The 12,429-nt window shown below is 69.4% G+C and carries 11 protein-coding genes; 3 read left to right on the forward strand and 8 right to left on the reverse strand.

Going from position 1 to position 12,429, the window contains the following annotated elements; genetic code table 11:
• Positions 1–30: 30 nt before the first annotated feature.
• From pyrF to dnaK, 4 genes are all read right to left on the reverse strand, one after another.
• Complete coding sequence (gene pyrF, locus ACE3OG_RS15690; protein ID WP_374310332.1) at positions 31–726, reverse strand: orotidine-5'-phosphate decarboxylase; 696 nt, start codon at positions 724–726, stop codon at positions 31–33.
• Between the two features lie 4 nt (positions 727–730).
• Complete coding sequence (locus ACE3OG_RS15695) at positions 731–1,594, reverse strand: class I SAM-dependent methyltransferase (protein WP_374310334.1); 864 nt, start codon at positions 1,592–1,594, stop codon at positions 731–733.
• A 109-nt stretch (positions 1,595–1,703) separates the two neighbouring features.
• Positions 1,704–2,825 carry a molecular chaperone DnaJ gene (gene dnaJ / locus ACE3OG_RS15700; protein WP_374310336.1) on the reverse strand — a complete coding sequence of 374 codons (1,122 nt, stop codon included), beginning with the start codon at positions 2,823–2,825 and terminating at the stop codon, positions 1,704–1,706.
• 155 nt (positions 2,826–2,980) lie between these two features.
• Positions 2,981–4,885: a molecular chaperone DnaK gene (gene dnaK / locus ACE3OG_RS15705; protein WP_374310338.1), complete on the reverse strand. Its 1,905-nt coding sequence runs from the start codon at positions 4,883–4,885 to the stop codon at positions 2,981–2,983.
• A gap of 246 nt (positions 4,886–5,131) precedes the next feature.
• On the opposite strand from dnaK, the gene ACE3OG_RS15710 reads away from it, so the two are divergent.
• Positions 5,132–6,055: a hypothetical protein gene (locus ACE3OG_RS15710; protein ID WP_374310340.1), complete on the forward strand. Its 924-nt coding sequence runs from the start codon at positions 5,132–5,134 to the stop codon at positions 6,053–6,055.
• Here the strand turns inward: ACE3OG_RS15710 and ACE3OG_RS15715 are convergent.
• From ACE3OG_RS15715 to ACE3OG_RS15730, 4 genes are all read right to left on the reverse strand, one after another.
• Positions 6,048–8,174, reverse strand: coding sequence for a molybdopterin-dependent oxidoreductase (locus ACE3OG_RS15715; protein WP_374310342.1), 2,127 nt, complete (start codon positions 8,172–8,174; stop codon positions 6,048–6,050). The two genes, ACE3OG_RS15710 and ACE3OG_RS15715, sit on opposite strands and share 8 nt — an antisense overlap.
• Before the next feature lie 87 nt (positions 8,175–8,261).
• On the reverse strand, positions 8,262–8,966 hold the full coding sequence (locus tag ACE3OG_RS15720; RefSeq protein WP_374310344.1) for a nitroreductase: 705 nt from the start codon (positions 8,964–8,966) through the stop codon (positions 8,262–8,264).
• A 12-nt stretch (positions 8,967–8,978) separates the two neighbouring features.
• The gene (locus tag ACE3OG_RS15725; protein ID WP_374310346.1) at positions 8,979–9,842 is read right to left on the reverse strand and encodes an aldose 1-epimerase family protein; all 864 of its coding nucleotides are present in this window, start codon (positions 9,840–9,842) and stop codon (positions 8,979–8,981) included.
• A 77-nt stretch (positions 9,843–9,919) separates the two neighbouring features.
• A complete protein-coding gene (locus ACE3OG_RS15730) occupies positions 9,920–10,876 on the reverse strand; it encodes a LysR family transcriptional regulator (RefSeq protein ID WP_374310348.1) in 957 nt (318 codons plus the stop codon).
• Positions 10,877–10,961: 85 nt separating this feature from the next.
• Between ACE3OG_RS15730 and ACE3OG_RS15735 the strand changes: the two genes are divergently transcribed.
• Together ACE3OG_RS15735 and ACE3OG_RS15740 are read left to right on the forward strand one after the other, a co-directional pair.
• Positions 10,962–11,300 (forward strand): hypothetical protein, encoded by a 339-nt coding sequence (locus tag ACE3OG_RS15735; RefSeq protein WP_374310350.1) that lies wholly within the window; start codon positions 10,962–10,964, stop codon positions 11,298–11,300.
• Between the two features lie 235 nt (positions 11,301–11,535).
• A complete protein-coding gene (locus ACE3OG_RS15740; RefSeq protein WP_374310352.1) occupies positions 11,536–12,261 on the forward strand; it encodes a type 1 glutamine amidotransferase in 726 nt (241 codons plus the stop codon).
• Positions 12,262–12,429 lie beyond the last annotated feature (168 nt).

A 12,429-nucleotide genomic window follows, 5' to 3' on the forward strand; every position in this document is an offset into this window, starting at 1 on the left:
GCGCAGGGCGGCGCGTCGCGGCCGGACCGCTCAGCGCGCGGCCTTTATCTCGGCGGCGATGGCGCGCGCCGCCTCGCGCGGGCTGGGCGCGGCGATGATCGGGCGCCCGACGACGAGATGGTCGGCGCCGGCGCGGATCGCGTCGCCCGGGGTCATGACGCGCTTCTGGTCGCCGACCTCGGCGCCGGCCGGCCGCACGCCGGGCGTGACGAGGGCGAGCGCGTCGCCGACTTCTTCGCGCACGGCGGCGAGCTCCCGGCCGGACAGCACGAGGCCGTCGATCCCGATCTCGCGCGCCTGACGGGCGCGGCGCAGGACGAGCGCCTCGACGCCGAGCCCATAGCCCGCCTCGGCGAGGTCGGCGTCGTCGAAGGAGGTCATCACCGTGACGCCGAGGACTTTCAGGGGCGAGCCCGCCGCGCCGCGCCGCGCCGCGGCCATAGTCTGCGGATAGGCGTGGACGGTGAGGAAGGTCGCGCCGAGCCTGGCGACGTTCGCCGTCGCTTTCTCGACGGTGTTCGGAATGTCGTGCAGCTTGAGGTCGAGGAAGACATGCTTGCCGGCGCGGGCCAGTTCGCCGACGAGCGGCAGCCCGCCGCCGTAAGCGAGCTCCATGCCGATCTTGTAGAACGAGGCCGCGTCGCCGATCTCCTCGACGAGGCGCAAAGCCTCCTTCGGAGTCGCCGCGTCGAGCGCGACGATAAGCTCCGGCGCGTCGCGTCTCACGGGATCAGGCGCGCGGCGAGGGCTTGCCGTCCCTGCCCCGCTTTGGCGCAGCCGTCGGCGCGGGCCGGCGCGCCTGGGCGGCGGGCTGGCCGATGCGCGACTTTTGCGACAGGCGGGCCTTGGCGCCCTCGAGCTCGCGCCTGAGGTCGACGTGGATCTTCTCGGCGCCCGATCGCAGCCGATCGATCAGCTCCTGCGCCGGATGCGGCGGACGCACGAACGCGAGGCTCTCCGCCTCCGACGCGCGGCGATACACCCAGACGCGCGCAGGCGGCAGGTTGAGCCACACCGGCGGCGAGCTTTCGGCGCGGAACGCCGTCCCGCAGGCGCCGTCGCGCGGGATCGGCGAGGCGGGGCCGTAGGTGAACTGGATGAACACGCCGTCCGGCCGCATCCAGGAGAGGACGTCGGCCAGGAGCCGCAGGCGCTGCGCCTCGGGCTTCACGAGCAGCGGCAGGCTCGAGACGACGGCGGCCGGCTTCTCCTTGAGGCGCTCCTCGAGCAGGGCGCGGCTGGCGTAGGCGTCGCCCTCGACGACATGGACGTCGGGAAAGCGCCGGCGCAGATGGGCGCAAAAATTGCGGTCGAACTCGACGAGATAGAGCCGTCGCGGATCGACGCCGCGGGCGAGCAACGCCTCGGTGATCGAGCCTGTGCCGGGGCCAAGCTCGATGATCGGGCCGCGCCCGCGCGGCTCGACGTAGCGCGCCATCATGCGCGCGAGCCAGCGGCCCGAAGGCGAGACGGCGCCGGCGCGCAACGGATTCTCGAACCAGGAGCGGATGAAGCGCGCCTCGTCGGCGAAGCGCTTTTCGAGCGGCGCGCGTTCGGCCCCGCGCCCGCCGTCGCGTGAGAAATGACCCCGCACTAAGCTGTCTCCCACTGGCCTCGGCGTCCCGAACCGCGGCGCTGGACGCATGTCGAACATACCTGCGTCGCGCAAGCCGTCAAGAAAGACGGGAAGCGGCGCGTCACACCTACTGACCGCTCAGATTTTCAAAGAAATCCTTCATCCTGGCGAAGAAGCCGGACGCTTCGGGATGGGTGGTGGTCGAGGATTCGGAGTCGAATTCGGCCAGAAGCTCGCGCTGGCGCTTGGTGAGGTTCTGCGGCGTCTCGACGTCGACATGGATGTAGAGGTCGCCGACGTCGCGCGAGCGCAGGACCGGCATTCCCTGGCCCTTGAGCTTGAACTGCCGCCCGCTCTGCGCGCCCTCGGGAATCTTCACCTTGGCCGCGCCGCCGCCGATCGTGCGCACCTCGACCTCGCCGCCGAGCGCAGCCTGCACCATCGAGATCGGCACGCGGCAATAAAGGTCCGCGCCGTCGCGCTTGAAGAAAGGATGGGGCTGCGTCGAGATGAAGATGTAGAGGTCGCCCGCCGGGCCGCCGCGCTGGCCGGCCTCGCCCTCGCCCGAGAGGCGGATGCGGGTGCCGTCCTCGACGCCGGGCGGCACGTTGACGGAGAGGCTGCGCTCGCGCGTGACGCGGCCGGCGCCGCCGCAGGCCTGGCATGGATTGTCGATGATCTCGCCGCGGCCATGGCAGTGCGGACAGGTGCGCTCGATGGCGAAGAAGCCCTGCTGCGCGCGCACGCGTCCCTGGCCGCCGCAGGTCGGACAGGCGCGCGGCTTCGAGCCCGCCTTGGCACCCGAGCCGGAGCAGGCCTCGCAGGCGACGGAGGCCGGCAGAGTCAGGGTCGCGACCTTGCCCTGAAACGCCTCCTCGAGGGTGATCTCCATGTTGTAGCGCAGATCCGAGCCGCGCGCCGGGCCGTTGCGGCCGCCGCGGCGGTTCATGACGTCGCCGAACAGATCGTCGAAAATGTCGGACATCGAGGCGGCGAAACCGTCGCCGCCGCCGAATCCGCCCTGCTCGAAGGCGGCGTGGCCGTAGCGATCGTAGCTCGCGCGCTTCTGCCCGTCGGAGAGGGTCTGGTAGGCCTCGTTGATTTCCTTGAAGCGGATTTCGGCCGTCGCGTCGCCCGGATGCCGGTCGGGGTGGCACTCCATCGCCGCCTTGCGGAACGCGGTCTTCAGCTCGATTTCCGTGCAGCTTCTGGAGACGCCCAGGACCTCGTAGTAATCGCGTTTGGCCATCTGTCCCGTGTTCCGACGTCCCGGACTGCTTCGCTATCGGCGTCCCGCGCGCCGGGCTGACGCGCCGCGAGACGGCGCGTCAGCAATTGAAGCAAAACGCATGCTTGGGCAAGCGGAACGCGGCGCCTTAAGGGCTCGCCCCGCCCGTTCGCACGTCAGGCCGACTTCTTCTCGTCCGGCCCGACCTCCTTGAAGTCGGCGTCGATCACGTCGTCGTTGGGCGCGGCCCCGCCGCCGGCGCCTTCGCCGCCCTCGGCGCTCGCCTTGTACATCGCCTCGCCGAGCTTCATCGACGCCTGGGCGAGCTCGTTCGAGCGCGCCTTGATCGCCTCGACGTCCTCGCCCTCGAGCGCGCTCTTCAGCGAGGAGACGGCGGCCTCGACCGCGCTCTTGTCGGCGGCCGAGACCTTCGCGCCATATTCGGCGAGCGACTTCTCGGCCGAGTGGACGAGCGCCTCGCCCTGGTTGCGGGCGTCGACCAGCTCGCGCCGCTTCTTGTCCTCGGCGGCGTGCAGCTCAGCGTCCTTGACCATCTTGTCGATGTCGGCGTCGCTGAGGCCGCCCGAGGCCTGGATGCGGATCTGCTGCTCCTTGTTGGTCGCCTTGTCCTTGGCCGTGACGTTGACGATGCCGTTGGCGTCGATGTCGAAGGTCACCTCGATCTGCGGCACGCCGCGCGGCGCGCCCGGAATGCCGACGAGGTCGAACTGGCCGAGCAGCTTGTTGTCGGCCGCCATCTCGCGCTCGCCCTGGAAGACCCTTATGGTCACCGCCGTCTGATTGTCCTCGGCGGTGGAGAAGACCTGGCTCTTCTTGGTCGGGATCGTGGTGTTGCGGTCGATGAGGCGGGTGAACACGCCGCCCAGCGTCTCGATGCCGAGCGACAGCGGCGTGACGTCGAGCAGCAGCACGTCCTTGACGTCGCCCTGCAGCACGCCGGCCTGCACCGCCGCGCCGATCGCGACGACCTCGTCCGGGTTGACGCCCTTGTGCGGCTCCTTGCCGAAGAAGCTCTTGACCACCTCCTGCACCTTCGGCATGCGGGTCATGCCGCCGACGAGGACCACTTCATTGATCTCGCCCGCGGTCACGCCGGCGTCCTTCAGCGCCTTGCGGCAGGGCTCGACGGTCTTCTGGATGAGGTCGTCGACGAGCGCCTCGAACTTCGCCCGCGTCAGCTTCAGGGTCAGATGCTTCGGCCCCGACGCGTCGGCGGTGATGTAGGGCAGGTTGATCTCGGTCTGCGTCGCCGAGGACAGCTCGATCTTGGCCTTCTCGGCCGCCTCCTTCAGGCGCTGCAGGGCGAGCTTGTCCTTGCGCAGGTCGATGCCGTTCTCCTTCTTGAATTCGTCGGCGAGATATTCGACGAGGCGGGCGTCGAAGTCCTCGCCGCCGAGGAAGGTGTCGCCGTTCGTCGACTTCACCTCGAACACGCCGTCGCCGATCTCGAGGATCGAGACGTCGAAGGTGCCGCCGCCGAGGTCATAGACCGCGATGGTGCCCGTGCCCTTCTTGTCGAGCCCGTAGGCGAGCGCGGCCGCGGTCGGCTCGTTGATGATGCGCAGCACGTCGAGGCCGGCGATCTTGCCGGCGTCCTTCGTCGCCTGGCGCTGGGCGTCGTTGAAATAGGCCGGAACGGTGATGACCGCCTGGGTGACGGGCTGGCCGAGATAGGACTCGGCCGTCTCCTTCATCTTCTGCAGGATGAAGGCGGAGATCTGCGAGGGCGAATATTGCTTGCCGTCGGCCTCGACCCAGGCGTCGCCGTTCGCGGCGCGGACGATCTTGTAGGGGACGAGGCCCATGTCCTTCTTGGTCATGGGGTCGTCGAAGGCGCGGCCGATCAGGCGCTTGATCGCGAAGAACGTGCGCTCGGGATTGGTGACGCTCTGCCGCTTGGCCGGCTGGCCGACGAGGCGCTCGCCGTCGTCGGTGAAGGCCACGATCGAAGGCGTGGTGCGCGCGCCCTCGGCGTTCTCGATGACCTTGGGAGTCGTCCCCTCCATGACGGCCACGCAGCTGTTGGTGGTGCCAAGGTCGATTCCGATAACTTTCGCCATGCTAAACTTCCTTTCCATACGCAAGACCACCGGACCCCGAAGCGATCCAGCATATGGGCGGACGGATTCCCGCCCGGTCCCCGACGATCTACAGATTGGCGTCCATGCGCGGCCGCGCAAGATGGCCCGTATATAAGAGGAGGCTTTTGCGGCGCAAGGCGAAGGAAGCGCCCGCGCCCGCGCGATTTCCTTCGCGCCGCCTTGCCGCTATCATGGCGCCGTGACGCTCCGCCCGGAGGCTTCAGGTTGCGTTGGATCGCGTGCGCCTTCGGGCTTTCTTGCGTCGTCTTCCTCGCGGGCGGCCCAGTCCGCGCCCAGCTCATGCTGCCCGGCGCGCTGCAGGCGCAGCCCGAGACGCCCGGCAAGCCCGGCGCGCCGGCCGCAGCAGGAGCGCCAAGGCCGAAGCCCGCGCCGGCGAAGCCGCCGCAGCCCGAGGCGGCGATCGGCAAGACCTTCCTGCATGACGGCGAGAAGGGGACGATTTCGCTCGGCCGCGGCTCCGGCGAGGGGGCGCTCGAGATCTCGGCCCTGTCCATCGAAGGCGAGGAGATCGCCGCTCCGGGCGACGCCTGCCGGATCGACGTCGTGGCCTCGGGCGCGCCGATCGCGGCGACGCCGGTCGGCAGGCCGAACGGCGCGCTGCGCTTCTCCGTGGCGCTCGAAGCCTGCCCCTTCGAGTTCGACCTGCTCGACGGCGCGATCCTCGTCTCCCACGCCGGCGGCGCCTGCGTGTTCGAGGCGGCCGGCTGCAAGGCCGATCCCAGCGGGCTCTGGGGCCCCGCCCCCTCCTCCTTCGACGACAAGCAGATCAAGCAGTTCGAGAGCGCCCGCGGCAAGGCGGAGACGGCGATGCGCTCCGACTTCCGCGCCCTCGTCGCCGCCGCCGGCAAGGACCAGGCCGCCGTCAAGGGCTTCGCCGCCGAGCAGGCGGGCTTCTCCTCGCGGCGCGAGACGACCTGCCGCAGCTATGTCGGCGAGGAGACGCACGGCTTCTGCGCCCTGAAGCTGACGCAGGCGCGCAGCCTCGCGCTGCGCGCCGCGCGCGAGGCCTACGAGAAGGAGAAGGGCCCGGCCAAAGCCGCGCGCAAGGGCGCGCATGCGCAGGCCGCGCGGGACGCGGCCGCGAAGACCGGCCCCAACGCCGCGCCGAACCCGCCCTCGGCTAATTGACGCGCCGCACCTCGACGAGGTTGTCCGAAAAGGTCGGGGCGTGGCCGAGCCCGCCGAAGGCGTCCGACGAGATGCAGTTGACCGATCCGTCCGAACGGTTGAGCGAGCGCCAGTAGCCGAGCGTCGCGACGATCACCCCTTTTGGCGAATCCTCGCTCACCCGCGCGACGCCCTCGAAGTCGCCGCGGTCGTTGTAGACGCGCACCGGATCGCCCTCGCGGATGTCGCGCGCCCGCGCGTCGCCGGGATTGATGAGCACGAACTGCTCGCCCTGCCCCTTTATCTTGTGGCGCTCGTTGGCGTAGCAGGAGTTGAGGAAGCCGTGGCTCTTCGGCGAGACGATGTTGAGCGGATAGAGGCCGGCGCGCCCGGACTGCGGCGACTCGCGCGGCGGAACGTAGCCCGGCAGCGGATCGACCGGCTCGCCCGCCTGGCCGCCTTCGTACATCATGCGGAACGGGCCGGCGACGAAGTTCGTCGCGCCCTCGACCAGGAACTCGGCCTTGCCCGACGGCGTCGGGAAACCGCCATGAGCGTGCGGCGCGCGATCGTCCGGCCCGCCGACGTCGAGGCGCAGGAAGCCGCGCGCCTTCAACTGCTCGAAATCGGCGCCGCCGAGCTTGGGCGAAGCCCAGTCGACATATTCGGCGCAGAGCTCGGAATCCGTCCTAGCGAAGACCGGATCGTCGAAGCCCATCTCGCGCGCCAGCAGCCGCCACATTTCCGAGGACGGCTTGCATTCGCCGCGCGGCTCGATCGCCTTCTGGTTGTAGGTCAGGTAGAAATGGCCCCACGACCACATCACGTCCTCATGCTCGGCGGCCATGGTCGCCGGCAGCACGATGTCGGCGTATTTCGCCGTGTCGGTCAGGAAGTGCTCGGCGACGACGGCGAACAGGTCCTCACGCTTCAGCCCCTCGACGATCTTGTTGGTCTGCGGCGCCTGGCTGACCGGATTGGCGCAATAGACGAACAGGCTCTTCAGCGGCGGATCGAGCGCCAGTTCGCCGGTCAGCGCGGCGCCGAGCTGCAGGGCGTTGACGACCCGCGTCCCCGGCTTGATCCAGTCGGGACGCGAGGCTTTCGCCCAGTCGACCGGAAACTCCCAGATCGGCATCTGCAGCAGGCCGCCGCCGACGTGGCGCCACGAGCCGACGAGCGAGGGCAGCGCGCAGGCGGCGCGGATCGCCTGCGGGCCGCCGGCCGAGCGCTCCAGCGCGACGCCGAGGCGGATGACCGAGGGCTGGATCGTCGCGAACTCGCGCGCGAAGCGGCGCACGTCCTCGGCGGCGACGCCGGTGACGGCCTCCACATATTCGGGCGAGAAATCGGCGGCGCGCGCCTTCAGCTCGTCGAAGCCCTTGGTGTGGCGAAAGACGTAGTCCTCGTCGACGAGCCCCTGCTCGATGATCGAATTGACGAAGCCCATGGCCAGCGCGCCGTCCGTGCCGGGACGCGGCACGATATGCCAGTCGGCGGCCTTCGCCGTGCGCGAGCGGTGCGCGTCGATGACGACGACCTTCGCGCCGCGCTTTCGCGCCTCCAGCACGAACGGCCAGTGATGCAGGTTGGTCGAGATCGAGTTCGCCGCCCAGATGACGATGAATCTCGCATGCACGAAGCTCTCGGGGTCGACGCCGCCGGTCGGGCCGACGCTGAGCAGCCACGCGGTGGAGGAGCCGGACGCGCAGAAGGTCTTCTCGTTGACCGTCGCGCCGAGGCGGTTGAAGAACGGATCGCCCGAGTTGATGCCCTGCACGAGGCCCATGTTGCCGAGATAGCTGTAGGGCATGATCGCCTGCGCGCCATGCTCGGCGATGATCGCGCGCCAGCGCGCGCCGATCTCGCCGACCGCCTCGTCCCACGAGATGCGCTCGAAGCGCCGCGATCCCTTGGGGCCGGTGCGGCGCAGCGGATGCAGCAGCCGGTCGGGATTGTAATGATGCGCGTCGAAGTCCTTGACCTTCACGCACAGCCCGCCGCGCGTGAACGGATGCTCCCTTGCGCCGGAGACGCCGGTGAGCAGGCCGTTGCGCGCCTCGTAGATCATCGCGCAGGTGTCGGGACAGTCGTGCGGGCAGGCGCCGAAGAACCGCTCGGCGCGGACGTCGTCCTTCATGGGTCTTCCTCCCGGAGCCGGCTTATGGCGCGCCGGCGTTCTCCGCCGCGAGCTTAGACGTCCGCGCGAGAATGCGGAAGCCATTGATTATGCTGCGCCGCAGTCGTCATCGTGGAACATGGCGAAGCTTGCGAGCGGCTCCCGCTCCGCCCGCAGGCGGTTGACCGGCGCGCCCGGGTCCTCATGGCCGAGCGCCATGCCGCAGACGACGAGCTCCGGCGGTTCGAGCGCGAGCTCGCGCCGAACCGCCTCGTGATAATGGGCGAAAGCCGCCTGCGGGCAGGTGTCGAGGCCGAAAGCCCGCGCCGCGACGCAGACGTTCTGCATGAACATGGCGAGGTCGATGAACGAGGCGCCGCCGAGCCTGCGGTCGAGCGTGAAGATGAATCCGACCGGCGCGCCGAAGAAGCGGAAGTTCTCGTCCTGCCAGCGCCGCGCGGCGGCGCGGTCGCCCCTGGCGATCCCGAGAATTCCATAAAGCTCCCAGCCGAGCGCCCGCCGGCGCGACAGATAGGGCTCCGGCCACGCCTTCGGATAATATCCATATTCGGGCTCGGGCTCCGGCGCGCCGTCCTCGCGCTCCTTGAGAATCGCCGCGGCGAGACGCTCGCGCGCCGCGCCCGTCAGGACATGGACGCGCCAGGGCTGCGTATTGGTCGCGCTCGGCGCGCGCGCGGCGACGCGCAGGATTTCCTCGACGGTTTCGCGCGGCGCCGGCTCGGACGTAAAACCGCGCACGCTGCGCCGTCCGGCGATCGCCTCGAGCACGGCCTCGCGCGCGGCCTCGTCCATGGCTTGCGCCTTTCAGATCATCTGCATGCGGATGACCGCCGAGCGCGTCGCGCCGGGCGGGATCAGGGAGAGGCCCGGCTTTTCCTCGAACGGCCCCTCGAAGTCGACCGGGCTCGCATAGCCGCCCCATGGCTCGACGCACAGGAAATTCGCCCCCGGCTTCGACCACAGGCCAAGCTCGGGCAGGCCGTCCCAGGCGATGTCGAGCCCCGAGCCGTCGGGAGCGACGTATTTGACCGATCGGCTCGCGACGTGGTCGAGGATCAGCGCGTCGTCGGCGAAGAGCTCGTCGCGCAGCCGCAGGACGCGCCCTTCGACCGGGGTCGGAAAGGTTTCGCGAAGCAGCAGCCCGCCCTCGAGCCGCCGCACGGGCGCGGTCTCCTCCTTGGCGAAGAACAGCGCGTAATCCTCCTTGGCGAGCTCCGGGCGCAGCGGCCAGTTGAACGCCGGATGAGCGCCGATCGAGGCCGGCAGCACGGCCTCCCCCACATTGCGGACGTCGAAGCGCTGGATGAGCGTGCGCGCGGAAAGCCGGTAGGAAATTTCGAGGCGGAAGGCGAAGGGATATTGCGCCCGCGTCGTCGCCGAGTCGGAGAGCGCGAGGCGACACGCGTTCGGCGCCCGCTCGACCCATTCGAACAGGCTGTCGCGCGCGAAGCCGTGCTGCGTCATGGGAAAGCGCTCGCCCTCGTGCAGCAGCGCGTCGTCCTTGAGCCGCCCGACGATCGGAAACAGCGCCGGCGCGTGACGCGGCCACGCCGGCCCCGCGCCCCAGATATGCTCGAGCCCCGCGGCGTCGGCGAAGGAGACGAGCTCCGCGCCCTGCGCCCTGATCCGCGCGCGCGTTCCGCCGGCGCTCAGCTCATGCTCGTCCACGTCCGCCGCCTCGTTCGTCGGCCAAGCCCGCGCTCCAGTCTAGAGCATCCGCCCACGAAGTCCCGGATTTTTCGGACTCAGCCGGGCGCCGCGCCGGCGGCGGGCGCGGCGTGGACGATGAGATCGGCGAGAAGGCCGCGCAGCCAGACATGGGCCGGATCGCGATCGTAGGACGCGTGCCAGAGGAGCGAGATCGGCGCCTCCGGCAGAGGCAGCGGCGGCTGGCTGAGCGAGAGGCCGAGCGCGCCGGCGAAGAAGCGCGCGAGACGCGAATGCATGGTGGTGACGACCGGCGCGCCCCGGACGAGGAACGGCACGGCGAGAAAGCGCGAGGTGGTGAGCGCCACGACGCGCGCCAGCCCCAGCGTCTCGAGCGCGTCGTCGACGACGCCGCGCTCTCCCTTGCGCAGGCTGGTCAGCACATGCGGCAGGCGCACATAGTCCTGAAGCGAGATCGGCGGCTCGACCCCGACGAGAGCGGCGTTGAACATGCACAGATAGGTTTCGGTGATGAGCAGCCGGCGCTTGTGATGCAGCTGGCCCGCCGCGAACGTCCCGCCGACGCCGATGGCGAGATCGAGCCGGTCGGCGTCGAGATCCTCGAGGATCTGCAGCGAGTCGATCGAATAGAGCCGCAGGCGCAGATGCGGCGCCGCGGCGCTGAGGCGGGCGAGCAGCGCCGGCCCGTGCAGCACCTCGATGCTGTCGGGCATGCCGATGCGGAAGACGCGCTCGGACGTCGCCGGATTGAAGGGCTCGTCGCGCGCGAGCATCGCCTCGATCTGCGACAGAGCGCCGCGCAAGGGCTCAATGAGGGCGAGCGCGCGCGGCGTCAGGCGCATGCCGTCGGGGCCGCGGGTCAGCAGCTCGTCGCCGAACAGGTCGCGCAGCCGGGCGAGATTATGGCTCATCGCCGACTGGGTGCGGCCGACGCGCGCCGCGGCGCGGGTGACGCTGCGCTCGGTGAGCAGGGCGTTGAGGGCGACGAGAAGATTGAGGTCGACCTGCGCGAGATGAGCCCGATCAATAGTCATTATGATCATGATTGGTTTGACTAATGAGGGTGTCAAGCGCATTTTCGGGACCAAGGCGGTTGCGCCGCACCATAAGGAGAACATCATGAAAATTCGTCATCTTCTCGCGTCCGTCGCGACTCTTCTCGCGCTTGCGAACAGCGCCTCGGCGGTGGAGGTCAAGCCTCTGCACGGCCAGTCGATCGACCTCGGCGGCGTCACCGGCACGGCCTATTATAGCGTCGAGCAGGCGGGTTACCGCGTCGTCGCGACGCTGGCCCGCGACGGCGGCGGCGCTCCGCCGGTTCGAGTCGAGGCGGTGCTGGCGCCGGGCCAGAGCGTCAGCCTGTCGACCCCGCGCGAATGGGGCTATGAGGTCGAGGCGGTGGAGATTCAGCGGATCGACGACCGGCTTTTCGTTCAGAAGGCCCCGCTGACCCACTGAACGCGGCGACGCGGAGCGCCGGGGCTCCCGCCGGACGCGTCCGGCGGGTTCCAGGCCATGTCGAAGGAGGACGCTAGAGCGTTTTCAGCAAAAGTTGCAGACTTTTGCGTTGAGAAAACGCGTTTAAACAAATAGCTGGAGCGCGTTCAGCGAAATCCAATTCGCTGAACGCGCTCTAGGCGCGGATCGCCGCGCCGTGCTAGATTGCCCGAAATTTCGCGCTCCGTCGTGCCCCATGCGCATTCTCGTCTTCCAGCATCTCGCCGTGGAGCATCCCGGCGTATTCCGCGACTTCTGGCGCGAGAAAGGCCACGACTGGCTCGCAGTCGATCTCGCCGCGGGCGAAGCGATCCCCGACCTCGACGGTTTCGACCTGCTCGTCGCGATGGGCGGCCCCATGGACGTCTGGCAGGAGGACGTCCACCCTTGGCTCAAGGCCGAGAAGAACGCGATCCGGCGCTGGGTGCGCGATCTCGAGCGTCCCTATCTCGGCGTCTGTCTCGGCCATCAGCTCCTCGCCGAGGCGCTGGGCGGACGCACCGCGCCGATGGACGCGCCCGAAGTCGGGCTCGCGGAGATCGAGCTGACCGCCGACGGGCGCGCCGACCCGCTCTTCGCGGAATTGCCGGACCGATTCGAAACCCTTGAATGGCACGGCGCCGAGGTCGCCGTCGCGCCGCAGGGAACGCACGTCCTCGCGGCGAACGCCGCCAGCCCGGTCCAGGCGATGCGATGTGGCCGCTTCGCCTATGGTTTCCAGTTCCACGCCGAGATCACGGCGCAGAGCGTGCCCGACTGGCGACGGCTTCCCGAATGTCGGGCGCATCTTGAACGCGCGCTCGGCCGAGAGCAGGCGGAGGGGCTCGAAGCGCTCGTCGCGCCGAGGCTCGACGCGTTCCGGCGGACGGCGCGTCGGATAGACGACAATTTCGCCGCATTGATTGCAAAAGCCATAACCTGATCAATCGTCAGCGTCGAGTTGACGGCTATCCTGTGTCTTGGGGCGACATTTGGCGCGGCTGGAGTGGCTGTCGATCCCTCGCGTCCGCCAGCCGCGCGTGTTGGCGAGCGGCGCGTTGGGCGCGCGGGCGCAACGTCTGTTGCGTCTTATGGCGACGCATTTAGCGGC

The sequence above is a fragment of the Methylocella sp. genome, from assembly GCF_041905455.1.
Taxonomy (GTDB): domain Bacteria; phylum Pseudomonadota; class Alphaproteobacteria; order Rhizobiales; family Beijerinckiaceae; genus Methylocapsa.

Bases quoted from the DNA above. Each gene is read 5' to 3' on its own strand.
- dnaJ (WP_374310336.1), bottom strand. From the start codon at position 2,825: ATGGCCAAACGCGATTACTACGAGGTCCTGGGCGTCTCCAGAAGCTGC.
- dnaK (WP_374310338.1), bottom strand. From the start codon at position 4,885: ATGGCGAAAGTTATCGGAATCGACCTTGGCACCACCAACAGCTGCGTG.
- ACE3OG_RS15715 (WP_374310342.1), bottom strand. From the start codon at position 8,174: ATGAAGGACGACGTCCGCGCCGAGCGGTTCTTCGGCGCCTGCCCGCAC.
- ACE3OG_RS15720 (WP_374310344.1), bottom strand. From the start codon at position 8,966: ATGGACGAGGCCGCGCGCGAGGCCGTGCTCGAGGCGATCGCCGGACGG.
- ACE3OG_RS15730 (WP_374310348.1), bottom strand. From the start codon at position 10,876: ATGACTATTGATCGGGCTCATCTCGCGCAGGTCGACCTCAATCTTCTC.
- ACE3OG_RS15735 (WP_374310350.1), top strand. From the start codon at position 10,962: ATGAAAATTCGTCATCTTCTCGCGTCCGTCGCGACTCTTCTCGCGCTT.
- ACE3OG_RS15740 (WP_374310352.1), top strand. From the start codon at position 11,536: ATGCGCATTCTCGTCTTCCAGCATCTCGCCGTGGAGCATCCCGGCGTA.